This window comes from Streptomyces sp. NPDC031210, assembly GCF_055570395.1.
Genome location: NZ_JBVIHH010000012.1, coordinates 200415 through 221756 on the forward strand (window position 1 = coordinate 200415; position 21342 = coordinate 221756).

Sequence of the window (21342 nt, forward strand, 5' to 3'; positions counted from 1 at the left end):
ACCAAGGACGCGCGCCATGACCCACGCCCCCTTCCCGACCGGTCCCTCCCCGCACCCGCTGGGCGCCCCGCTCGTCCGCCGGGAAGGCCGGGAGAAGGTCACCGGCGCCGCCCGTTACGCGGCCGAACACACCCCGCCGGACTGCGCCTACGCCTGGCCCGTGCCCGCGACCATCGCCCGCGGCCGGGTCACCCATGTGGACACCGCCGAGGCGCTCGCCCTGCCCGGGGTCCGCGCGGTGCTGACCCACAAGAACGCGCCCCGCCTGGAAGCCCCCGAGGACCCGACCCTCGCGGTGCTCCAGGACGACCGCGTCCCGCACCGCGGCTGGTACGTCGCGCTCGCCGTCGCCGACAGCCTCGACGCCGCCCAAGCCGCCGCCGAGGCCGTCCGGGTCAGTTACGAGCCGGCCGGCCACGACGTCCTGCTGACCACCGACCACCCCGGGCTCTACACGCCCGAGACGGCCAACGGCGGCTATCCCGCCGTACGCGAACGCGGCGACTTCGACGCGGCGTTCGCGGCCGCGCCGGTCACCGTCGACGTGACCTACTCCGTCCCCCCGCTGCACAACCACCCCATGGAACCGCACGCCTCCACCGCCCGCTGGAGGGGTGACCGGCTGACCGTCCACGACTCCAGCCAGGGCTCCACCAAGGTGCGCGACGACCTCGCCGCCGTGTTCGGCCTCGCCAAGGGCGACGTCACCGTCGTCTCCGAGCACGTCGGCGGCGGCTTCGGGTCCAAGGGAACACCGCGCCCGCAGGTCATCCTGGCCGCCATGGCCGCCCGGCACCTCCGGCGCCCCGTCAAGCTGTCCGTGCCGCGCCGCCACATGAGCGCGGTCGTCGGCCACCGGGCGCCCACCGTGCAGCGCGTCCGCCTCGGCGCGACCGCCGACGGCACGCTCACCGCCCTCGCGCACGAGGTGACCACCCACACCTCCACCGTCCGCGAATTCGTCGAGCAGGCCGCCGTCCCCGGCCGCGTCATGTACCGCTCGCCGCACAGCCGCACCGCGCACCGCGTGGTGGCGCTGGACGTGCCGACGCCGTCCTGGATGCGCGCCCCGGGGGAGACGCCCGGGATGTACGCCCTGGAGTCGGCCGTCGACGAACTCGCCGTCCGCCTGGGCCTCGACCCGATCGAACTGCGGGTACGCAACGAACCCGACACCGAGCCGGACAGCGGCCGGCCCTTCAGCAGCCGGCACCTGACCGACTGCCTGCGCACCGGCGCGGAGCACTTCGGCTGGCTGCCCCGCGACCCCCGCCCGGCCGTCCGGCGGGAGGGAAACCTGCTGGTGGGGACGGGAGTGGCCGCGGCCACCTACCCGGTGCTCGTCAGCCCCTCGCGCGCCGAGGCCCACGCCGCCGCCGACGGCGGCTACCGGGTGCGGATCAACGCCACCGACATCGGCACCGGCGCCCGCACGGTCCTCGCCCAGGTCGCCGCCGCCGCGCTCGGCGTACCGGAGGAGCGGGTACGCGTCGAGATCGGCAACAGCGAGCTGCCGGCCGCGGCGCTGGCCGGCGGCTCCGCGGGCACCGGCTCCTGGGGCTGGGCCGTCCACAAGGCATGTACGGCACTCGTGGAGCGGCTGCGCGGCCACGAAGGACCGCTGCCGGCCGAGGGCGTGACGGTCGCCGCCGACACCCGTCAGGAGACCTCCGAGGAGAGCCCCTACGCCCGTCACTCCTTCGGCGCCCAGTTCGCCGAGGTCACCGTCGACACCGTCACCGGCGAGGTCCGCGCCCGCCGCCTGCTGGGCGTCTTCGCCGCCGGCCGCATCCTCAACTCCCGCACCGCGCGCTCCCAGTTCATCGGCGGGATGACCATGGGCCTGGGCATGGCCCTGATGGAGGACAGCGCCGTGGACGGGGAGTTCGGCGACTTCACCGCGCGCGACCTGGCCTCCTATCACGTCCCGGTCTGCGCCGACGTTCCCCCGATCGAGGCGCACTGGCTCGACGAGGACGATCCGCACCTCAACCCCATGGGAAGCAAGGGCATCGGCGAGATCGGCATCGTCGGCACCGCGGCGGCCCTGGGCAACGCCGTGGCCCACGCCACCGGGGTACGCCTGCGCGACCTGCCGTTGACCCCCGACAAGCTCCTGCCCCACCTCCCCGGCTTGACGGTCTGAGCGGTCCGCGCCCCGGCCGCCGAACCGACCGGCCGGGGCGCGGAATCCCCCGACCGCACCACGATCTGTTGCGGGGCCTGTCTCGCCGGGTCACCATGTCAATGACCCATACGTGACGAAAGCTCACTCTTCGTGATCGGGGTTCGTTGGTCCAACGAGGTGAAGTACGTGAGCCTCGCGGTGAGGAGCCACGACATGACACTGCCCTACGACCGGCACTACACGGTTGAACTCCCCGCTTCGGCGGAGCGCGTCCCGCAGATCCGGCGCATCGTGGCCGCGCACCTGCGGCATTGGAATCTTGAACTGCATATTCAGCCGGTCTGCAGGGGAGTGGCGGAACTCCTGGAGAACGTGCACCGCCACATCGGCCCCGACGCCCGGTGCGTGGTCGAACTCCGCTGGTCCGGCCGCCACCTGACGGCCTCCGTCGCCGACGACGGTCCCCGGCTGCCCCGGCTGGTGAGCGCGGGCGGCGGCGGACTGTCGGCGGTGGCCGCCCTCAGCGACAGTTGGGGGACCTGCGCCACCGATACCGGCAAGGTCGTCTGGTTCACCCGGCGGGTGGTGGCGGCCCGCAAGGATCCGCTGACGGTACGGGCGCCCCTGCGCAGCGTGCCCGATACGAAGTCCCGGCCCGCCCCCGCCGCGACGCCCGAGGCCGTACCGGAGGCGGTCCGCGCGGCGGCTCCCCAGGCCGTCCCCGATACCGTTCCCGCGGCCTCCCTGGCCGCCGCCGTACCGGAAGCCGCCCACCCGGCGAGTGCCGCCCACTCGGCGAGTGCCGCCCGCTCGGCGAGTGCCGCCCACTCGGCGAGCCTCGTCGACGCCGTCTGATCCGGCGTCAACCCGTTTGATCCGGCCTTATTTTGTCGGATCCCGTCCGCGAAATCCTGTCGGATCCCGTCCGCGAAGAAGGGCCCGCGAGGCGCTGACGCTCCCGCACGCCTCGCCGGCCCGGCGGCTTCGGGCCCTCACCCGCGCCGCGCCGTCACCAGCCACGCCGCCCCGCCCAGGCTCACCCCGTCGAGCCCCTGATACCGGGCCATGACCTCCCGCAGCGCGCCGCGCGCCCGCTCCCCGGCCGCTTCCCCCGCCTCGGCCAGCGCCGCGTGCACCATCGGCAGCCCGAGCAGATAGTCCACGACATCGTCCGGGTCGCCGCCCAGCCACATCGGCTCATCGACCGGACGTACGGCGATCTCGTCGTATCCGGCGCCCGCCAGCATCTCTTCGATCCGGCCGCGATCGGCGAGCGAGAACGGGCCCGGCTCGCCGGGGCCACCGAGGTCGGGCGCCGGGATGTACGGCGCGAGGGCGGCCAGCGGCACCGACAGGAACGCGTTCTCGGGCAGGGAGCGCCAGCACAGGAACGCCAGCCGGCCGCCGGTGCGCAGACCGCGAGCGATATTGGCGAACGCGGCGACCGGATCGGCGAAGAACATCACCCCGAAGCGGCTCATCGCCATGGCGAAAGCGCCGCGGGTGAACGGATGGACCTGCGCGTCCGCCCGCGCGAAGGCCACGTTCGCCAGCCCCTCCGCCGCGGCCCGCCGCCGGGCGGCCGCCAGCAGGGGCCCCGACAGGTCGATCCCCAGGACCGATCCGGCGGTGGCGACGCGCGCCGCCGCCAGGGTCGTCCCCCCGCCGCCGCACCCGATGTCCAGCACCCGGCTGTCGGACCGGAGCGGCAGGGCGGACATCAGATGCGGCGTCAGGCGTCGGAGCATCGCCTCGTGGCGCTCCCGCTGCGCCACCCAGTACCGGCCGTCGTCGCCGTTCCAGGCCCGCGCCTGTTCGGCGTTGCCCGGCGCGACGCCGTCCGGCGCCGCTCCGTTGCCGTCCGCGTCCCGCACCATGACGTTCTCCTCGCCCTGCGATGTCTGCCTGTCCACCGATGTCGTGGCTGGTCACCGCCCCCGATGTCCGTCCCGAATATGCCGTATGCGCGGGACGCTCCCTGGTTGTGGCGCGCCACGGCCGGGCGCCGCCGCCGGGCGAAGCTGTTCGCCGTGTGGAGGGGGAGCCGTCATACGGCCGTCACCACCCCTTCCCCGCGACTCGTTCCTCTTGGAACACTCTGCTGACCCTGTTTTCCGCACACCTCCTCACGACCCGTCAGACGCCCGCGCACCTCCCCACACGACCGCACACGGCACGGCGCCACACGACCGCGCGCAGACCCCCCATCCGTGAACCCCCACACCCCAAGAGGTCCCCAGACTCATGCCTGAACTGAATCGGCGGCGCTTCCTCCAGATAGCCGGCGCGACGGCGGGCTTCTCGGCCCTGTCGAGCAGCATCGCCCGCGCCGCGGCCATCCCCGCCGCACGGCGCTCCGGCTCCCTCAAGGACGTCGAGCACATCGTCGTGCTGATGCAGGAGAACCGTTCCTTCGACCATTACTTCGGCACCATGAAGGGCGTCCGCGGCTTCGGCGACCCGCGCCCGATGACGCTGGAGAGCGGCAAGTCGGTCTTCCATCAGCCGGACGGCGGCAAGGACGTGCTGCCCTACCACCCCGACGCCGAGAACCTCGGCATGCAGTTCATCGAGGGCCTGAACCACGACTGGGCCGGCGGCCACAAGGCATGGAACAACGGCAACTACGACCAGTGGATCCCCGCCAAGTCCGCCGGCACGATGGCCTACCTCACGCGCCAGGACATCCCCTTCCACTACGCGCTCGCCGACGCCTTCACCGTCTGCGACGCCTACCACTGCTCCCTCATAGGCGCCACCGACCCCAACCGCTACTACATGTTCTCCGGCCACACCGGCAACGACGGCAAGGGCGGCGGCCCGGTCCTCGGCAACGAGGAGGTCGGCTACGGCTGGACGACCTACCCCGAGCGGCTGGAGCGGGCGGGCATCTCCTGGAAGCTCTACCAGGACATCGGCGACGGCCTGGACGCGGCCGGCAAGTGGGGCTGGATCGAGGACGCCTACCGCGGCAACTACGGCGACAACTCGCTGCTCTTCTTCAACGCCTACCGGAACGCCAAGCCCGGCGACCCCCTCTACGACAAGGCCCGCACCGGCACCGACGCCAAGAAGGGCGACGGCTACTTCGACCTCCTCAAGGCCGACGTGAAGGCCGGCAAGCTTCCCCAGGTCTCCTGGATCGCCGCCCCCGAGGCGTTCTCCGAACACCCCAACTGGCCGGCGAACTACGGCGCCTGGTACATCTCCCAGGTCCTCGACGCGCTCACCGCCAACCCGGAGGTGTGGAGCAAGACCGCCCTGTTCATCACCTACGACGAGAACGACGGCTACTTCGACCACGTGCCGCCGCCCTTCCCGCCGGCCTCCGCCGCCCAGGGCGCCTCCACCGTCGACACCACGCTGGACCACTTCCCCGGCAACGCCGGCTACGCCGCTGGCCCCTACGGCCTCGGCCAGCGCGTCCCCATGCTCGTCGTCTCCCCCTGGAGCACCGGCGGCTACGTCTGCTCCGAGACCTTCGACCACACCTCCCTCATCCGGTTCATGGAACGCCGCTTCGGCGTGCACGAGCCCAACATCTCGCCCTGGCGCCGCGCCATCTGCGGCGACCTGACCTCCGCCTTCGACTTCGGCCTGGAGAACACCACGCCGGCCGCCCTGCCGGACACCGACGGCTACCGGCCGCCGGACAACGAGCGGCACGACAGCTACGTCCCCAAGCCGCCCGCCCAGCCCGTCCTGCCCAAGCAGGAGCCCGGCGCCCGGCCCGCCCGGCCGCTGCCGTACGCGCCGCTGGTCGACGGGTCCGCGACCCCCTCCACCGGGCGCTACACCCTCACCTTCGGCGCCGGCGACGCGGCCGGCGCCTGCTTCACCGTCACGTCCGCGAACCGCACGGACGGGCCGTGGACGTACACCGCGGAGGCCGGCAAGCGGATCTCCGACACCTGGAACACCGCGTACTCCAAGGACACGTACGACCTGTCGGTGTTCGGCCCGAACGGCTTCCTGCGCACCTTCCGGGGCCAGGGGAAGACCGCGGGCCCCGAGGTGACCGCCCGCCATGACGCGGCCACCGCGGGCCTCGTGCTGACCCTGACCAACAAGGGCGGCGCCGACCGCCGGCTGAAGGTCACCAACGCCTACGGGGGTGCCGGCCGGACCGTCACCGTCCGCGCCGGCGCGACCGTCAGGCTCACGGTGGACCTCACCGCCGGCAAGCGGTGGTACGACGTCACGGTGGTCTGCGACAAGGACAGCGTCTTCCTGCGCCGCTTCGCCGGCCACGTCGAGAACGGCCGGCCGGGCGTCAGCGACCCGGCGATCCTGACCGGCTGACCGGCTGACCGCCGGCCAAGGCCGACCACGGGCCCCGGCCCGGACGCGAGAGGCGCGCCCGGGCCGGGGCCGTGTGCCACACCACTCCGCGGCTACGCCGGGCCGGTCACCCGGCGGACGTACGCACCTCCCGGGCGGCCGCGACCAGGTTCTCCAGCGCGGCACGCACCTCCTCCCACCGGCGGGTCTTCAGACCGCAGTCGGGATTGACCCACAGCCGCTCGGCCGGCACCGCGCCGAGTGCCGTACGCAGCAAGGCGGTCACCTCCGCCACCCCCGGCACGCGCGGGGAGTGGATGTCGTGGACGCCCGGCCCCACCTCGCGCGGGTAGCCGACGGTGGCCAGCTCCGCGGCGACCCGCATATGGGAACGGGCGGCTTCCAGGCTGATCACATCGGCGTCCAGGTCGTCTATGGCCTGGAGGATGTCCCCGAACTCCGCGTAGCACATGTGCGTATGGATCTGGGTGGCCGGGCGGGCGCCGCCGGTGCTCAGCCGGAACGCCTCGGTGGCCCAGGCCAGATACCCGGCGTGCCCGGCGGCGCGCAGCGGCAGCAGTTCCCGCAGCGCGGGCTCGTCGACCTGGATGACCGACGTCCCCGCCGCCTGGAGGTCACCGACCTCGTCGCGCAGCGCCAGCGCCACCTGGCGGGCGGTCTCGGCCGGCGGCTGGTCGTCGCGGACGAAGGACCAGGCGAGCATGGTGACCGGGCCGGTGAGCATGCCCTTGACCGGCCGGTCGGTGAGCGACTGGGCGTAGCGGGTCCAGCGCACCGTCATCGGCTCGGGCCGCGAGATGTCCCCGGCCAGGATCGGCGGCCGGACGTAGCGGGTGCCGTAGGACTGCACCCAGCCGTGCTGGGTGGCGAGGTAGCCGGTCAGCCGCTCGGCGAAGAACTGGACCATGTCATTGCGTTCGGGCTCGCCGTGGACCAGCACGTCGAGGCCGGCCTTCTCCTGGAAGGCGATGACCTCCCGGATCTCCGCCGCGACGCGCTCCTCGTAGGCGGCGGCGGAGATCCGTCCGGCCCGCAGGGCGGCGCGGGCCGTACGCAGGCCGGTGGTCTGCGGAAAGGAGCCGATGGTCGTCGTCGGCAGGACGGGCAGGCGCAGGTGGGCGCGCTGCGCCGCGGACCGCTCGGCGTACGGCTGCGCGCGGCGGCAGTCGGCGTCCGTGACGGCCGCGGCACGGGCCCGCACCACCGGGTCGCGGGTGAGCGCGGAGCCGGCCCGGGAGGCCAAGTCGGCCCGGTTGGCGCTCAGTTCGGCCGTGATGGCGCCGGTTCCCTGGTGCAGGCCGCGTGCCAGCGTGACGATCTCCGCGGTCTTCTGCCGGGCGAAGGCGAGCCAGCGGGCGACCTGCGGATCGATATCGCGCTCCGCGGTGACGTCCAGCGGGACGTGCAGCAAGGAGCACGAGGACGCCACGTCGACCCGGTCGGCGAGCCCCAGCAGGGTCCCGAGCGTGGCCAGCGACCGTTCGAAGTCGTTGATCCACACATTGCGGCCGTCGACGACCCCCGCGACCAGACGCTTGCCGGGCAGCCCGCCGACCGCCGCCAGCTCACCGAGGTTGGCGGCGGCGGGACCGGTGAAGTCGAGCGCGAGACCGTCGACGGGCGCCTTGGCCAGCACCGGCAGGGCGTCACCGAGGCGGTCGAAGTACGCGGCGACCAGCAGCTTCGGCCGGTCGGTGAGCGCGCCCAGGTCGCGGTAGGCGCGGGCCGCGGCGTTCAGTTCGGCGGGGGAGCGGTCCTGTACCAGCGCCGGTTCGTCCAACTGGACCCAGCTTGCGCCGGCGGCCCGCAGATCGGCGAGGACCTCGGCGTAGACCGGCAGCAGGCGGTCGAGCAGGGTCAGCGGTTCGAAGTCCGCCGCGACGCCGGGCGCCGGCTTGGCCAGCAGCAGATAGGTGACCGGGCCGACCAGGACCGGACGGCCCTCAAGGCCCAGCGCGACGGCTTCCCGCAGCTCGTCCACCTGCTTGCGGGAGTCCGCCGCGAACACCGTGTCCGGGCCCAACTCCGGTACCAGGTAGTGGTAGTTGGTGTTGAACCACTTGGTCATCTCCAGCGGCGCCACGTCCTGCGTGCCCCGGGCCATGGCGAAGTAGCCGTCCAGCGGGTCGGCGGCCACCGCCGCGCGGTGCCGGGCGGGGATCGCGCCCAGCATGACGCTGGTGTCCAGGACGTGGTCGTAGTACGAGAAGTCGCCCGTCGGCACCTCCCGGATGCCGGCCGCGGCCAGCTCCCGCCAGTTGCCGCGGCGCAGCGCGGCGGCGGTGTCCCGCAGGGCGCCGGCGTCGACACGGCCCTGCCAGTACCCCTCGACGGCCTTCTTCAGTTCCCGGTTCGGGCCCTGGCGCGGATAGCCGTGCACGGTGGGCCGGGCGGCGGCGGCCGCGGAGCCGGTGGTCGAGTCGGTGATCACGTAACTCTCCTTCGCGAGCGTGTCTCCTCCAGACCCCGGGACGGGTCGAGGGCGCGAAGGACGGCGAAGTGGGCGGAGCGTGGGAGTGTGCGCCCGCGCCCGCCACCTGAGACGTCCACCGACCCGCCCTCGAGGTCACCGGGATCTCCGTACGCGATCGCGCGCACGGACGCTGGCAGGTCTTCGGACTCGCGGGCACGTCTGCCGGGGCAGACATCTACTGGCCGTCGCTTCCCGGACCCGGTCGGGCCCAGTGCGTATGACGGCGGTCGTTCCCACTCACCGCTGCGGGGCAGTCCCGGATTCCCACCGGGTTCCCTCTTACGACGCGCCTGCCTGGCGGGCAGGGCGAACCAGTCGCCCGGTCAGCCTAAGCCCTGCCGTGGGTGAGCAGGCGCCGGATACGCCGAACGTCCGCGCCCGGATGGCCGGGTGGCGGTAGCCGGTGTCTAGTGGGGTGGGCGGCACGTCGGTCGGCCGCGCGCGCCGCCGCAGGGGCGGGGCGGACGGAACCGAAGGAGTGTCAAGGATGCGCAACAGCGCCAAGGGGGCCGTCATCGCGGTCACGGCCCTCGTCGCCGCGGGGATGGCCGGATGCTCGGACGACGGCGGTACGAGCAAGCCCTCCCCGTCCGCCGGCCGCACGAGCCCGGGCGCCTCGCCGTCGGGCTCTCCCTCGCCCGGCGAGGGAACCGTCGCCTCCCGCGCCGGGCGGCTCGGCCAGATCCTCGTCGACGGCCAGGGCCGCACCCTCTACCTCTTCGAGGCCGACAAGGCCGGCAAGTCCACCTGCTCGGGCGGCTGCGCCCAAGCCTGGCCACCGGCGACCGTCACCGGTACCCCGAAGGCCGGCGGCGGCGTCAAGAGCGCGCTGCTGGGCACGACGACCCGCGAGGGCGGCACGAAGGAAATCACCTACAACGGCCATCCCCTCTACTACTTCCAGGGCGACAAGCAGCCCGGCGACACCAACGGCCAGGGACTCGACCAGTTCGGCGCCAAGTGGTTCGTCCTCGACGAGGCCGGCAACAAGATCGAGAAGTCCGCCGAGGACAGCTCCACCGGGGGCGGCGGCTACTGACCACCCCGCGGGACCCCACCAGACACCACGGAGAGACCATGCCGCTCCCGCGCAGCCGGCCCCGGCGCGACACCCACCGCCCGGACCGTACGCACCGCCCGGACCCCCGCCCCCGTACCCGGCTCGCCGCGCTGGCCGCCGTCGTGTGCCTGGCCGCCCTCGCCGCCTGCTCCGACAGCGGCGGCGGGGCCGGTGCCACCGCGACGCCCTCCGGGTCGCCCACCGAGACGCCCTCCGGGTCGCCCACCGCCAACCCCTCCGGGTCGCCCACCGAGACCCCGGAGGGGAGGCAGCGGATCACCATCAAGGACTTCCGCTTCACCCCCGCGACCGTCACCGTGCGCCCCGGCGCGAAGATCACCGTCGTCAACGAGGACTCCGCCCCGCACACCCTGACGGCCGGCGGCGGCAAACCCTTCGACACCGGCCGCATCGGCCCGGACGCGACCGCCACCTTCACCGCCCCCACCGAACCCGGGGCGTACGCCTACCTCTGCTCGATCCACCCCTCCATGAAGGGCACGCTCACCGTCCGCCGGCCGTCGAGCCGCTGACCGGTGCGTCCGCCGCCCCAGACCCGCCGACCCGCTACCCGCCGACCCGCTCACCGTGAGGCTGGGAGAAGCCATGACACGAGACCTCAGCCCACCGGCGCCGGGCGCCCCGCGGGCCGGCCGGGTCGTACGCGGGATCGCGCGAGTGCTGGCGGCGGCCGGGCTGGCCGTGACCGCCTACGTCCACGCCGACCTCGCCGACCGCTACGACGCCATCACCGCGACCATCAGCCAGGGCACGCTCTTTCGGACCGAGGCCGCGCTCGCCGCCCTGGCCGCGCTGGTCGTGCTCCTGTGGCGGCGGCCCCCGGCCGACACCTTCGCCTGGCTGGTCTCGGCGGGCGCCCTCGCCCTCCTGCTCCTCTACCGCTACGTCGACGTCGGCGAGCTGGGCCCGGTGCCGAACATGTACGAGCCGCTGTGGACCGCCGACAAGAAACTCGCCGCCATCGCCGAAGCCGTCGCCGTCCTCGCCACCGTCCTCCTGCTGCTCACCCGGCCCCGCCGGCCGGTCCGGTGGCGCAGATGACCGGGGCGGGGACGGACGAATACCGGCCCGTCCGACGGCCCCGACGGGCCCGCGGCCGGGCTACTTCAGCGCGCTGCGCCGCTGCCACTGCGACCAGTTCTCCTGCCAGACCTCCAGGCCGTTGCCGACGTCGGTCTGCTTGGTGCTGGTGGTGCCCTTCACCTCGACGGTGGAGCCGACCGTCAGGAAGTCATAGACGCGCTGGGCGTCGTCCGTGGTCATGCCGAAGCAGCCGTGGCTGTTGTTGACCACGCCCACGGACTTGTTCCACGGGGCGGAGTGCAGGAACGTCCCCGACGCGGTCAGGTGGGTGACCCATTTCGAGTCCAGCTTCCACTCGTTGCCGTGGCCGATGGTGGCCGAATCCATCGTCTCCGCCGCGTTCTTGCTGCGTACGGTGTGGACGCCACCGCGCGTCGGGTCCTGCGGGGAGCCCGCCGAGCCGGTGACGCTGCCCACGGGCTTGCCGTTCTCGTACATCGTCAGGCGGTGACCGGGCACGTCGATGACGGCCCGGTGGTCGGCGCCGATGGTGAATCCGAAGTCGTAGTCACGGGCGAACCAGCCGCCGTCACCGGAATTGATCCCGGCCAGTCCGCCCTTGACGGAGACCTTCGTGCCGGTCGGCCAGTAGTCCTTGGGACGCCAGTCGATCCGGTCCTTGCCCGAGTAGTCCGTCACCCAGCCCCAGGCGCCCTGGACGTGCGGCTGGGTGCTGACCTTCAGCGCCTTCTCGATCTCGGCCCGCCGGTCCTTGGCTATGGGGTGGTCGAAGAGGATCGACACCGGCATTCCGGTGCCGACGGTCTGGCCGCCCCCCGGGGTGTTGGTGAGCTTGTTGACCCGGTCGGCCGACCGCGTGGTGAAAACGGAGGTGGCCGAGGACTCCTCGCCGCCCGCCGACTCGGCCTTGGTCCGCACGGTGTAGGTGGTGTGCGGGCTGACCTTGCGGTCCGACGTCCAGGACCTGCCGCCACCCGCCAGCCGGCCGGTGACCTTGGTGCCCTTGTCGTCCTTGACCTCGACGGAGGTCAGCTTTCCGCGGTCGGCCCGTACGGCTATCGGGGAGCCGAGCTCGGCGGCCTTGCTGCCGCCGGCCGGGGTGACGCTCACCTTGGCCACGGGCTGGTCCGACGCCTCCGACGTACCGGCGCCCGCCCCGCACGCGGTCAGCGACGCGGCCGCCGCTATCAGGGCGGGTATCAACAGAACGGGGTGGCGACGTGATCCGGCGTGCACGAGGGTCCCTCCGAAGCGAAAAAGCTGGCGTGACGGAGCCCGGCCCTGTGGCGACAAACGCCGTCAAGGCCCCCATGGCACCCGCCGCATATCCAGAGGGTTTGTCCGCTCCGGCGGTTGTCCGGCGCATCGGAGATTTATGACACGTTTCCGTCTCGGGCAGCGCGCGGCAGCGGCGACGGTGCCGGGGCCGCCGTCCGCGAGCGGGGGAGCGCGCCCGTGCTTACGGTGAGCACGGCGGGGCCGCCACGCCGTGACCGGGCTCCCGCCGCCCCGTCCTCCCCGACGCGCGCGCCCGGCAGGAGACAGCGTGAGCCAGATGCGAGGCCCCGGCGGCCCCATGTCAGCCGGCCCCAGGACCCCGGCACGCCCCGGCGGGGCCGGTCCTCTCCTACGGCCCTGGGCGGAGGCGCTCGCCGCGGCGCTCGCGGGCCTCGTCACGATGCTGGGGGTCGCCGCGCTCGGCCTGTGGGCCGCCGGCGCCGCGGATCTGCCCGGCGGTGCGTTCCCCCGGGTGGTGGCCGCCGTCGTCCTCATCGCGGCGGGCGGCTCGGTCAACGTGTCGGGCGACGCCGGGTTCCTCGCGCGGGCGGACGCCGCCGTCGACGCCGTACCCCTTTCGGTGACCCTGGCCGGCGCCCTGGCGACCGCCGCCGTCTTCCTGCTGCCGCTGCGCCACCGCGCGGTGGCCGACGCGACCGAACTCCTGGCCCGCGTCGCCCGGACCGCCCTGTGCTGGCTGGTGCTCCTGCTGCTCCTCGCCCTCGCCGCCCGCCACCGCTTCCGCGTCTCGGTGGGCGACGAACTCGCCGACGAACTGGGCGCCGAACTCGGCGCGACCCCCACCGTCCGCTTCCGCGCGGAGGTGGCCGCCACCCTCGGCGCCGGCCTCCTGTGGGTGCTGGCCGTGCTCGCCCTCACCTTCCTCCTGGCGCGCCGGGCGCCCCTGCCCTCCTCCGTCCTGCGCTTTCAGAGCGCGGTGCGGCCGCCCGCCTTCGCGATGCTGCTGGTGCTGCTGGTCTACGTGGCGATCGGGCTGGTCACCGCGCTGGTCGTGCTGCTGACCGAGGGCCACCCGGCCGACACGCTGGCCGTGGTGTTCCTCGGACTGCCCAACCTCGTGTGGCTTGCGCTGGGCGTCGGCACGGGCGGCGCGTGGTCGGGGCATGTCGACAAGGCGATCGGCCTGCCGATGCCGCACGTGCTCGACCAGGTGCTGCGGACCCGCGGCGGGGACCGCACCCTCGACCTGGGCGCGGTCGCCGAGCACGACGGCCGGGCCTGGCTGCTGGTGGCCGTGGCCGCCGTCGTGCTGCTCGCCGCCGCCTTCGCCGCGGCGGTCCGCTCCCCGGCCGGCACGCCCGCGTGGCGGCACGCCGTGGACATGGCCGCGGCCCTGGCGCTCACCCTGCTCACCGTCGGACTGCTCACCCGGATCTCCGCGCACTACGGACTGTCCCTGCTCGGCCTCGGGGACCTCGGCGGAAACCTGGGCGGCGAGGTCGTCCTGCGCCCGCACCTCGCGCGCCTGGTGGCGGTCGGGGCCGCGTGGGGCCTGGTCACCGGCTTTCTCGGCAGCCTGGCGGCGCGGCGGGTACGGCATCCCGGCGAGGTGGGCGAGGCGTAGCCGGCCCGGACCGGGGTGGCACACCGCCGCCGGTGCGCGGGTGCGTTTCCCCGCCGCCGGGGATGCCGACCGGTTACTCGCGAGAAAGGCCGGGGGTCAACTAGGGTGAGCGATTCGATCGGCCCCCACCTGCAAATTCCAAGGCAATTACGGACTTTGTCGCGCCGATCGAAGGAAGTCCTGCCGAACCAGGACGCAATGTGCAGCGCAGGGCTACGTGGGCCGGCAACACCGCTCACCGTCGGCTTTGTCCGGCCGGCCGGCCGTCCTGTCACCCCGGGACCGGACGGCGTCGGATATCCCCTCTTATTCACCTACCTCGTGAAGGCAAGGCAGAGATGGCACGACTCTCCCGGCACACCTCCCAGCACTTCCCCCCGCAGCGCACACACCCCGTCGACGAGGTGCTCCCCCTCGGCAAACTCACCCTTTACGGTTTCCAGCACGTCCTCGCCTTTTACGCGGCAGCGGTCATCGTCCCGATCCTCCTCGGAAACGCCCTCGGCCTGTCCCACGAGGAACTCGTCTATCTGATCAACGCCGACCTGCTCACCTGCGGTATCGCCTCGATCATCCAGGCGCTGGGCATCTGGAAGATCGGCGCCAGGCTGCCGCTGGTCCAGGGCGTCACCTTCACCGCGGTCTCCCCGATGATCGCCATCGGCCTGGGCGCCGGCGGCGGCACCGCCGGGCTGCTCGTCGTCTACGGAGCGGTGATCACCGCGGGCATAGCGACGTTCCTCTTCGCACCGTTCTTCAGCAAGCTGGTGAAGTACTTCCCGCCGATCGTCATCGGCACGATCCTCACCGTCATCGGCCTGACGCTGATACCCCAGGGCCTTCAGGACGCGGCCGGCGGCGCGCAGTTGGCGGGCCACCCCGGCTACGGCGACCCCAAGAACCTCGCCTACGCCCTGGGCACCCTGCTGTTCATCCTGGCCGTGGTCCGCTTGGGCAAGCCGTACCTGAGCAGCCTGGCGGTACTCCTCGGCCTGGTCGTCGGCACGTCGGTCGCCTGGCTCCTGGGCGACGTGAGCTTCGACGCGGTCAACGACGCCGACTGGTTCGGGGTCAGCACGCCCTTCCACTACGGGCTGCCGAAGTTCGAGCTCTTCCCGGTCATCGCCATGATCGTCGTCATGGTGATCACGATGGTGGAGACCACCGGCGACGTCTACGCCATCGGGGAGATCACCCGCAAGCGGGTCGACAACGACACCGTCGCCCGTGCACTGCGCGCCGACGGCGTCGCCACCGTCCTCGGCGGCGTGCTCAACTCCTTTCCCTACGTGGCGTTCGCCGAGAACATCGGCCTGGTGCGGATGTCGAAGGTGATGAGCCGGTTCGTGGTGGTCGCGGCCGGCGGCTTCATGATCGTGCTGGGACTGCTGCCGAAGGCGGGCAGCCTGGTCGCCGCGATCCCGCACCCGGTGCTCGGCGGCGCGGCGATCTCGATGTTCGGCATGGTCGCCACCGTCGGCATCCAGATCCTGGGCAAGGTGGACCTGCGCGAGGAGCGCAACGCCCTGATCCTGGCGGTCAGTCTCGGCGCCGCCTTCCTGCCCACCGCGGTCGGGCCGTTCTTCGACCGGATGCCCGATGAGGTCCGCGCGGTCCTGGACAGCGGCATCACACTGGGCGGCCTCACCGCCATCCTGCTGAACCTCTTCTTCAACGTCTTCACGCGCCGCAAGTCGATGGAGATCGACTGGGACGACATCGAGGAAGGCGAGGACGAGCCGCTGGAGCCCGCCGGCTCGGTGGGCCGGCCCGACCGGCCCGGCCCCGGAAACCCGATGAGCCCGGGAAGCCCGATGGGCGCGGGAGATCCGATGCGAGGTCCGGTGGGCCCGGGAGGCCCCATGAGCGCCGGAAGTCCGATGGCCCCCGGAGGTCCGAGGGGCGCGGCGGGACCGCCGTACCAGGGCGGGCCGGTGGATCCGATGGACCCCATGGGCCCGCATTGGGGCGCCAACCGCTGAGAACGCGCCACCCGTACGCGGAGGAGGCCGGGCCCGGGGCCACCCCAGGCCCGCCCCCGGGCTCAGTGGCCCACGGTGTTGAACGGCGGCGCCTCGCCCGCCTCGCCGATCAGCTCCCAGAACCGGTCGACGAGCCGGCGCAGATAGGCGGAGCGCTCGGCCGCGACCTCCTTGAGACGCGAATCGTCGTTCCTGGCCACCAGGTGCCCCATGTAGCGCTCGGAGAACTCCGTGAACTCCGCGTTCATCGTGCGCAGGGCGTCGCCCACCCGGGTCTTGTTCAAGGTCGTGATCTCCGTGACCGGTCCGACGTGCGCCTTCCAGCGCCCGTCGATGGCCGACCGCAGATGCCCGGCCAGCTCCTCGTCCCGGCCCATGATGCCGATCAGTTTGCGCAGCGACAGACCCAGGGCCTCCACCAGTGCCTTGGTCTGCCGGTAGTCGCCGTTCCACTGCTGCGCCGACTCGGCGGCCCGGTACATATCGGCGTCCATGCCGATCAGTTGCGCCAGCCGGTCGGTGCTCAACTGCCGGGAGAGCCGGTGCTCGGCCAGCGTCCGCGGCTCGACGCCCATCAGGTCGGTCGGCGAGCACCACAGGACATCGGCCAGCACGAAGAGCTGCTGCTCGGTGGGCAACTGGGAGCCGTACTCCCAGGCGTCCACCATCTCGGGGCGGACCGGGGCGCCGCAGGCCGCCATCGACTGGGCCACCTGAGTGGTGCTCAGGCCCACCCGGGCCCGCGCGGATCTGGCCTCTGCGGGGGAAAACGGAGTGCTGTACACGTACGGGACACCTCGCTGCACCCGGCGAGCGGGGGGCGCTTGGGGGGAGGGGGAGATGGAGGAACATCCAGGAGCGGGCAGATTAACAGATGGTCCAGAGGTACGAACCTCTAGTTCCCCTTCGACTCGAAGGCGGCCCAGCGCCACCGGAGGCGGAAGGAGGAGGTATGCCCTATCTGTCGATACCGCTGCTCAACTCGCTTACCGGGTATAGCAGATAGGTCGGTGCTTACCGGTTGGTAACGGCTCGTGAGCAGGGTCTCGCCAAGGTGACGTAATCAGAGCGTTACGCGGATGAAGGGGGAGTGTCACAGTGATCCTCAAGGCTGGGCTTGCCGTCGGGCCCCGCGAGGGGTCGGGCGGTGGCACTGACGACATCCGGTCCTCCCCCCACGATCCGATCAGGATGGGACCCTTCATATGCGAAACCCGCTCGAGCGCGCTCGCGCGTCCCGAGGCTTAATACCCGCGCGTCCCGACGCGACGGACCAGACCACGCGAAGACGGCTTTTCCCGGCGGCCGCGACGCCCTTCGTTGTCATGCATCTGGCAGAGGCATCTCCGGCGGGCGCGAGTCACGCCGCACTGCGCCCTCCCACCATGACGGCCACGCCGCCGCGCGCCCTGCCGCGTTCCCACGGGTGACCCCCCACCTCCCCGTACGGGCCCGCCACAGCCGTAGCCAGGCCGGCGTCACCGACTGACCCGCCTTACGCGCACGGGCGGTGGGACCGCCCGCGCGCACGGCCACGCGCCCGCCTGTCGCCCGGCCTCGATCGCCGAACGGCCGGCGGCCGCCGTGACCCGGCCCCGCTCTGCCGAAATGGCCCGCATCGCCGCGCTCGCGCGACCGGGCCGCCTTTCGCATGCTTCGTCGCAGAAAGGACTTACCGGTGCTCACTTCGCACCCCTCAAGCTCCCCGGAATCCTCCATAGCCCTGCTCGGCGGCGGGGAGGCCACCGCTCCCGCCGCCGCCCCGCCGACCGGGCCGGCCCCCGCCGAGCACGCCGCCACCACGGGCTCCACCACCGCCGGACACGTGCTCGTCGTCGGCACCCCCGGACCGCGGCGGGACCGGCTCACCCACAACCTGCGCGCCACCGGGCACGACGTCAGCCACGCCCGGCCCGGCCAGGTGGACCAGCGGGTCCGGCAGACGCCGCCGGACGCGATCGTCGCCCTGGACGAACGACGCGAGACGCGCGCCCGCCCCCACCACCCCGAACCCGCCGAGAGCCACGCCTGGTTCGGCACCCCCGGCCCCGGCGAGGACCACGACCGTCCGGCCGGCCACCCGGCGCCACCCGGCGGCCAGGCCGGACTCGACGTGATCCGCGAGGTCCGCACCGTCCCCGCCGGCCGGGCACTGCCCCTGCTCATGGTCACCGACACCCCCGAGGCCGCCGGCGTCGTCGACATGCTGCGCCTGGGCGCCGACGACTGCGTACCGGAAGCCTCCGACCCCGCCGAGCTGTCGGCCCGCATCGAAGCGAAACTGCGCCGGGTCCCCGTACCCGTCGAGAACCTCCTCCTGGACCCGCGCACCGGCCTGTACTCCCACCCGCACTTCCGCGACGAACTCGACCGGGAACTGCGGCGCCCGGAGACCGGCCGGCGCGGCGGCGTCCTCGCCGTCGTCGGCGTGGCCGAGATGAGCGCGCTGGAATCCCGCCTCGGGCCGCGCGTGCGCCGGGAGGTCGCCGAACGGCTGGCCGGCGTCGCCGAGCGGCTGGGCAGCTTCTGCGACCGGCTCGGCCGCGACGACGAGGGCCACCTGCTGATGCTGCTGCCCGCCGTCGACGAGGAGACCGCACTGCGCGGCCTGCGCGAGTTCGCGGGGACCGTCGCCGGCACCCGCTTCATCGTCGCCGACGAGAACGTCCGCCTGACCCCGGCCATCGGCTGGCTGCCGCTCGACGGATGCGCCGACGGCACCCAGGCTCTCGGCCACGCCGAGGACGCGGTCGCCGAAGCGGTCCGCCACCGGGACCTGCGGCCCGTCAGGTACGCGCCGTGGATGCGCGGCATACCGCACCGCCACCGCCGCCGCCCCCTCAGCTCCCTGATCCGCCCCGCCCTCTCGGCGCTCTCCCCGGTGCTCGCGCTGCTGCTCGGCGTCGCCGTACCCTTCGCGCTCTACCAGCAGACCTACAACCTGGGCTGGGACCTGGGATCGGCGATGTACTGGGTGGTCGTCTCCGGCCTGGTGCTGTCCGCGCTGCTCATCGTCCTCGAATGCCTGTACTCGCTCGACGCCACGCCCCGGCCGAAGACGCCCGGCCAGCCGTACCCGCCGGCCAGCGCCGTCATCGCCGCCTACCTGCCCAATGAGGCCGCGACCCTCGTCGACACCGTCGAGTCGTTCCTGCGCCTGGACTACCCCGGCGAACTGGAGATCGTCCTCGCGTACAACACACCGCACCCCATGCCCGTCGAGGACACCCTGCGCGACATCGCGGCCCGCGACCCGCGCCTGGTGCTCCTGCCCGTCACCGGCAGCACCTCCAAGGCGCAGAACATCAACGCCGCGGTCACCCGCGTCCGCGGCGAGTTCGTCGGCATCTTCGACGCCGACCACCACCCCGCCCCGACCGCCTTCCGCGACGCCTGGCACTGGCTGTCCAACGGCTATGACGTCGTCCAGGGCCACTGCGTGATCCGCAACGGTGACAGCTCCCGGATCGCGAAGCTGGTGGCCGTGGAGTTCGAGGCGATCTACGCCGTCAGCCACCCCGGCCGCACCCGGCTCTACGGATTCGGCGTCTTCGGCGGCTCGAACGGCTTCTGGCGCACCGACCTGCTCGCCCGCACCCGTATGCACGGCTCGATGCTGACCGAGGACATCGACTCGACGCTGCGCGCGCTGAACGAAGGCGCGCGGTTCGCCGTCGACCGCACCCTGATCTCCCGCGAACTGGCGCCCACCACCGTGAAGTCGCTGTGGAACCAGCGCGAGCGCTGGGCCCAGGGCTGGCTCCAGGTCTCGCTCAAGCACCTGTGGCGCGGGCTGCGCTCCCCGGTCTTCACCGCCCGCCAGAAACTGGGGCTGTTCGTGCTGCTCGGCTGGCGCGAGGTGCAGCCCTGGCTGACGCTCCAGATCCTGCCCATCCTGCTGTTCTCGGCGTGGCGTGCGGGCGGCTTCGAGCGGCTGGACTGGGCCGTGCCGGTCTGCGTGCTGGCCGTGCTGTTCACGCTGGCGGCCGGCCCCGTCCAGGCGCTCTTCGCCTGGCGGCTCGCCATGCCCGAACTACGCGCCCGCAAGCGGTGGTTCTGGTCCTACCTCTTCGTGTCGACCTTCTTCTACAGCCACTTCAAGAACATGGTCGCCCGGCAGGCCCACCTCAAGGAGGCACTGGGAGACCGCCAGTGGCGGGTCACCCCGCGCGCCACGGCCGAGGCGGTGGCCCGACGATGACCACCCTCACCCCCACCCGTCCGCCCAAGACGCCCGCGTACCGCCCGCCGGAGGGCGCACCGGCCCGCACCCGGGCCCGCGACATCGACGGCTTCCGCGGGCTCGCCGCGCTCAGCACCGTCCTCTTCCACGTCTGGCAGCAGTACTTCCGCTACGACGCGCACGGCAGCCACCCGCCGGTCGACAACCCCTTCCTGGGGGCCGTGCTCTCCTTCGAGGTCATCGACCTCTTCTTCGTGATGTCGGCGTATCTGCTGACGCTGTCCTACGCGCGCGCCGCCATCGACGGCCGCTCGACCCGGCCGGCCGGAGTCTTCCTCTTCCGCCGCGCGGTCCGCATCCTGCCGCTGTACTTCCTGGCGGTCGTGGTCGTCTGGGCGACCCGCAACCCGACCCTGCCCGGCAACTGGCGGGACCTGGTCGAACACCTCACCTTCACCCACGTCTTCGACCAGCGGCGGATCTTCTACACCCTCGGCCCGACCTGGTCGCTGTCGCTGGAGGTGCTGTTCTACCTCGTCCTCGTGGCGCTCGGCCCGCTCGCGGTACGCGCCTGCCGGCCGCTGCGGCACCGCCACACCCGGATCACGGTGTGCGCGGCGGGCTGCCTGCTGCTGTACGCCGCGCCGGCCGCCTGGATCGCCGTCGCCCACTACGTCTTCAAGGTGCCGCACACCGACTGGGCGGTGTACTTCGGCCCGCAGGCCCGCTTCGGCGGCTTCGCGGCCGGCATGGCGCTGGCCGTGCTCACCGCCGCCCTCGGCGGCCGCGGCAGGCTCGGCAAACGCACCGCCCTCCCGCTCACCGCGCTGGCGCTCGCCGGCCTCTACTGCCTCTCCCTCTTCTCCGACCCCGAGAACTTCACCTTCACCTTCTACCACCCGCTCGCCGCCGTCCTGTGGGCGCTGCTGCTCTTCAGCACCCGCCACATCCGGCAACGCAGCGGGTGGAACCGGCTGTTGACCGCCCGCTGGCTCACCGCCGTCGGACTGATCAGCTACAGCCTCTTCATCTGGCACGAGCCGGTCATGCTCCAACTCCACAAAGCCGGTCTGCTCCCCGCGGGTCAGGCGGGCTTCCCGCTGGCCCTGGCCCTCGTCCTCCTGGCGGCCCTGCCGACCGCGGCGGCGAGCTACTGGCTCATCGAATACCCCGCCGGCCTCCTCGGCCGCCTCAAGGACCCGGCGGGGCGCCCCCGGGAGTTCTATCCGGACCGGCCGCCGGCCCGGTCGGCCTGACCGGGGCCCGACCGACCGGACGCCCGACGC

The 21342-nt window shown here is 72.8% G+C and carries 14 protein-coding genes and 1 riboswitch; of the genes, 10 read left to right on the forward strand and 4 right to left on the reverse strand.

All coding sequences use genetic code 11. The annotated features are described in order from the left end of the window. The first annotated feature begins 16 nt into the window (after positions 1-16). Positions 17-2146, forward strand: a complete 2130-nt coding sequence (locus tag ACZ45Z_RS22725) for a xanthine dehydrogenase family protein molybdopterin-binding subunit (RefSeq protein ID WP_468365237.1) — start codon at positions 17-19, stop codon at positions 2144-2146. 195 nt (positions 2147-2341) lie between these two features. After that, entirely contained in the window at positions 2342-2983 is a 642-nt protein-coding gene (locus ACZ45Z_RS22730; RefSeq protein WP_468365239.1) for an ATP-binding protein, read from the forward strand. Positions 2984-3120: 137 nt separating this feature from the next. Here ACZ45Z_RS22730 and ACZ45Z_RS22735 read toward each other — a convergent pair whose 3' ends face one another. Continuing rightward, the gene (locus ACZ45Z_RS22735) at positions 3121-4041 is read right to left on the reverse strand and encodes a class I SAM-dependent methyltransferase (RefSeq protein WP_468365242.1); all 921 of its coding nucleotides are present in this window, start codon (positions 4039-4041) and stop codon (positions 3121-3123) included. Between the two features lie 331 nt (positions 4042-4372). Between ACZ45Z_RS22735 and ACZ45Z_RS22740 the strand changes: the two genes are divergently transcribed. Next, the gene (locus ACZ45Z_RS22740; protein ID WP_468365244.1) at positions 4373-6430 is read left to right on the forward strand and encodes a phosphocholine-specific phospholipase C; all 2058 of its coding nucleotides are present in this window, start codon (positions 4373-4375) and stop codon (positions 6428-6430) included. A 106-nt stretch (positions 6431-6536) separates the two neighbouring features. Here ACZ45Z_RS22740 and metE read toward each other — a convergent pair whose 3' ends face one another. Further along, positions 6537-8861, reverse strand: coding sequence for a 5-methyltetrahydropteroyltriglutamate--homocysteine S-methyltransferase (gene metE, locus ACZ45Z_RS22745; protein WP_468365246.1), 2325 nt, complete (start codon positions 8859-8861; stop codon positions 6537-6539). A gap of 157 nt (positions 8862-9018) precedes the next feature. Further along, positions 9019-9235: riboswitch (cobalamin riboswitch) on the reverse strand. Positions 9236-9390: 155 nt separating this feature from the next. On the opposite strand from metE, the gene ACZ45Z_RS22750 reads away from it, so the two are divergent. The 3 genes from ACZ45Z_RS22750 to ACZ45Z_RS22760 all read left to right on the forward strand — a co-directional run bounded on the left by ACZ45Z_RS22750 (position 9391) and on the right by ACZ45Z_RS22760 (position 11025). Next, positions 9391-9942 (forward strand): COG4315 family predicted lipoprotein, encoded by a 552-nt coding sequence (locus ACZ45Z_RS22750; RefSeq protein WP_468365248.1) that lies wholly within the window; start codon positions 9391-9393, stop codon positions 9940-9942. A gap of 38 nt (positions 9943-9980) precedes the next feature. Then, positions 9981-10496 carry a cupredoxin domain-containing protein gene (locus tag ACZ45Z_RS22755; RefSeq protein WP_468365251.1) on the forward strand — a complete coding sequence of 172 codons (516 nt, stop codon included), beginning with the start codon at positions 9981-9983 and terminating at the stop codon, positions 10494-10496. Positions 10497-10569: 73 nt separating this feature from the next. Next, on the forward strand, positions 10570-11025 hold the full coding sequence (locus ACZ45Z_RS22760) for a hypothetical protein (RefSeq protein WP_468365253.1): 456 nt from the start codon (positions 10570-10572) through the stop codon (positions 11023-11025). A 60-nt stretch (positions 11026-11085) separates the two neighbouring features. On the opposite strand, the gene ACZ45Z_RS22765 is transcribed toward ACZ45Z_RS22760, so the two are convergent. After that, positions 11086-12264 (reverse strand): L,D-transpeptidase family protein, encoded by a 1179-nt coding sequence (locus ACZ45Z_RS22765; protein ID WP_468365256.1) that lies wholly within the window; start codon positions 12262-12264, stop codon positions 11086-11088. 319 nt (positions 12265-12583) lie between these two features. Here ACZ45Z_RS22765 and ACZ45Z_RS22770 point away from each other — a divergent pair, with 319 nt between their 5' ends. Then, the gene (locus tag ACZ45Z_RS22770; protein ID WP_468365424.1) at positions 12584-13891 is read left to right on the forward strand and encodes a streptophobe family protein; all 1308 of its coding nucleotides are present in this window, start codon (positions 12584-12586) and stop codon (positions 13889-13891) included. Between the two features lie 338 nt (positions 13892-14229). Beyond that, positions 14230-15873, forward strand: coding sequence for a nucleobase:cation symporter-2 family protein (locus ACZ45Z_RS22775; RefSeq protein WP_468365258.1), 1644 nt, complete (start codon positions 14230-14232; stop codon positions 15871-15873). Between the two features lie 62 nt (positions 15874-15935). Here ACZ45Z_RS22775 and ACZ45Z_RS22780 read toward each other — a convergent pair whose 3' ends face one another. Next, on the reverse strand, positions 15936-16658 hold the full coding sequence (locus ACZ45Z_RS22780) for a transcriptional regulator (RefSeq protein WP_468365260.1): 723 nt from the start codon (positions 16656-16658) through the stop codon (positions 15936-15938). A gap of 893 nt (positions 16659-17551) precedes the next feature. Between ACZ45Z_RS22780 and ACZ45Z_RS22785 the strand changes: the two genes are divergently transcribed. Further along, entirely contained in the window at positions 17552-20074 is a 2523-nt protein-coding gene (locus ACZ45Z_RS22785; protein WP_468365262.1) for a glycosyltransferase, read from the forward strand. Continuing rightward, positions 20071-21312 carry an acyltransferase family protein gene (locus ACZ45Z_RS22790; protein WP_468365265.1) on the forward strand — a complete coding sequence of 414 codons (1242 nt, stop codon included), beginning with the start codon at positions 20071-20073 and terminating at the stop codon, positions 21310-21312. Before ACZ45Z_RS22785 ends, ACZ45Z_RS22790 begins: the two co-directional genes overlap by 4 nt. Positions 21313-21342: the final 30 nt, after the last annotated feature.

Excerpts from the sequence above, each read along its gene's own strand:
- ACZ45Z_RS22725 (WP_468365237.1), top strand. The coding sequence starts at position 17 with ATGACCCACGCCCCCTTCCCGACCGGTCCCTCCCCGCACCCGCTGGGC.
- ACZ45Z_RS22730 (WP_468365239.1), top strand. The coding sequence starts at position 2,342 with ATGACACTGCCCTACGACCGGCACTACACGGTTGAACTCCCCGCTTCG.
- ACZ45Z_RS22740 (WP_468365244.1), top strand. The coding sequence starts at position 4,373 with ATGCCTGAACTGAATCGGCGGCGCTTCCTCCAGATAGCCGGCGCGACG.
- ACZ45Z_RS22750 (WP_468365248.1), top strand. The coding sequence starts at position 9,391 with ATGCGCAACAGCGCCAAGGGGGCCGTCATCGCGGTCACGGCCCTCGTC.
- ACZ45Z_RS22755 (WP_468365251.1), top strand. The coding sequence starts at position 9,981 with ATGCCGCTCCCGCGCAGCCGGCCCCGGCGCGACACCCACCGCCCGGAC.
- ACZ45Z_RS22760 (WP_468365253.1), top strand. The coding sequence starts at position 10,570 with ATGACACGAGACCTCAGCCCACCGGCGCCGGGCGCCCCGCGGGCCGGC.
- ACZ45Z_RS22770 (WP_468365424.1), top strand. The coding sequence starts at position 12,584 with ATGCGAGGCCCCGGCGGCCCCATGTCAGCCGGCCCCAGGACCCCGGCA.
- ACZ45Z_RS22775 (WP_468365258.1), top strand. The coding sequence starts at position 14,230 with ATGGCACGACTCTCCCGGCACACCTCCCAGCACTTCCCCCCGCAGCGC.
- ACZ45Z_RS22790 (WP_468365265.1), top strand. The coding sequence starts at position 20,071 with ATGACCACCCTCACCCCCACCCGTCCGCCCAAGACGCCCGCGTACCGC.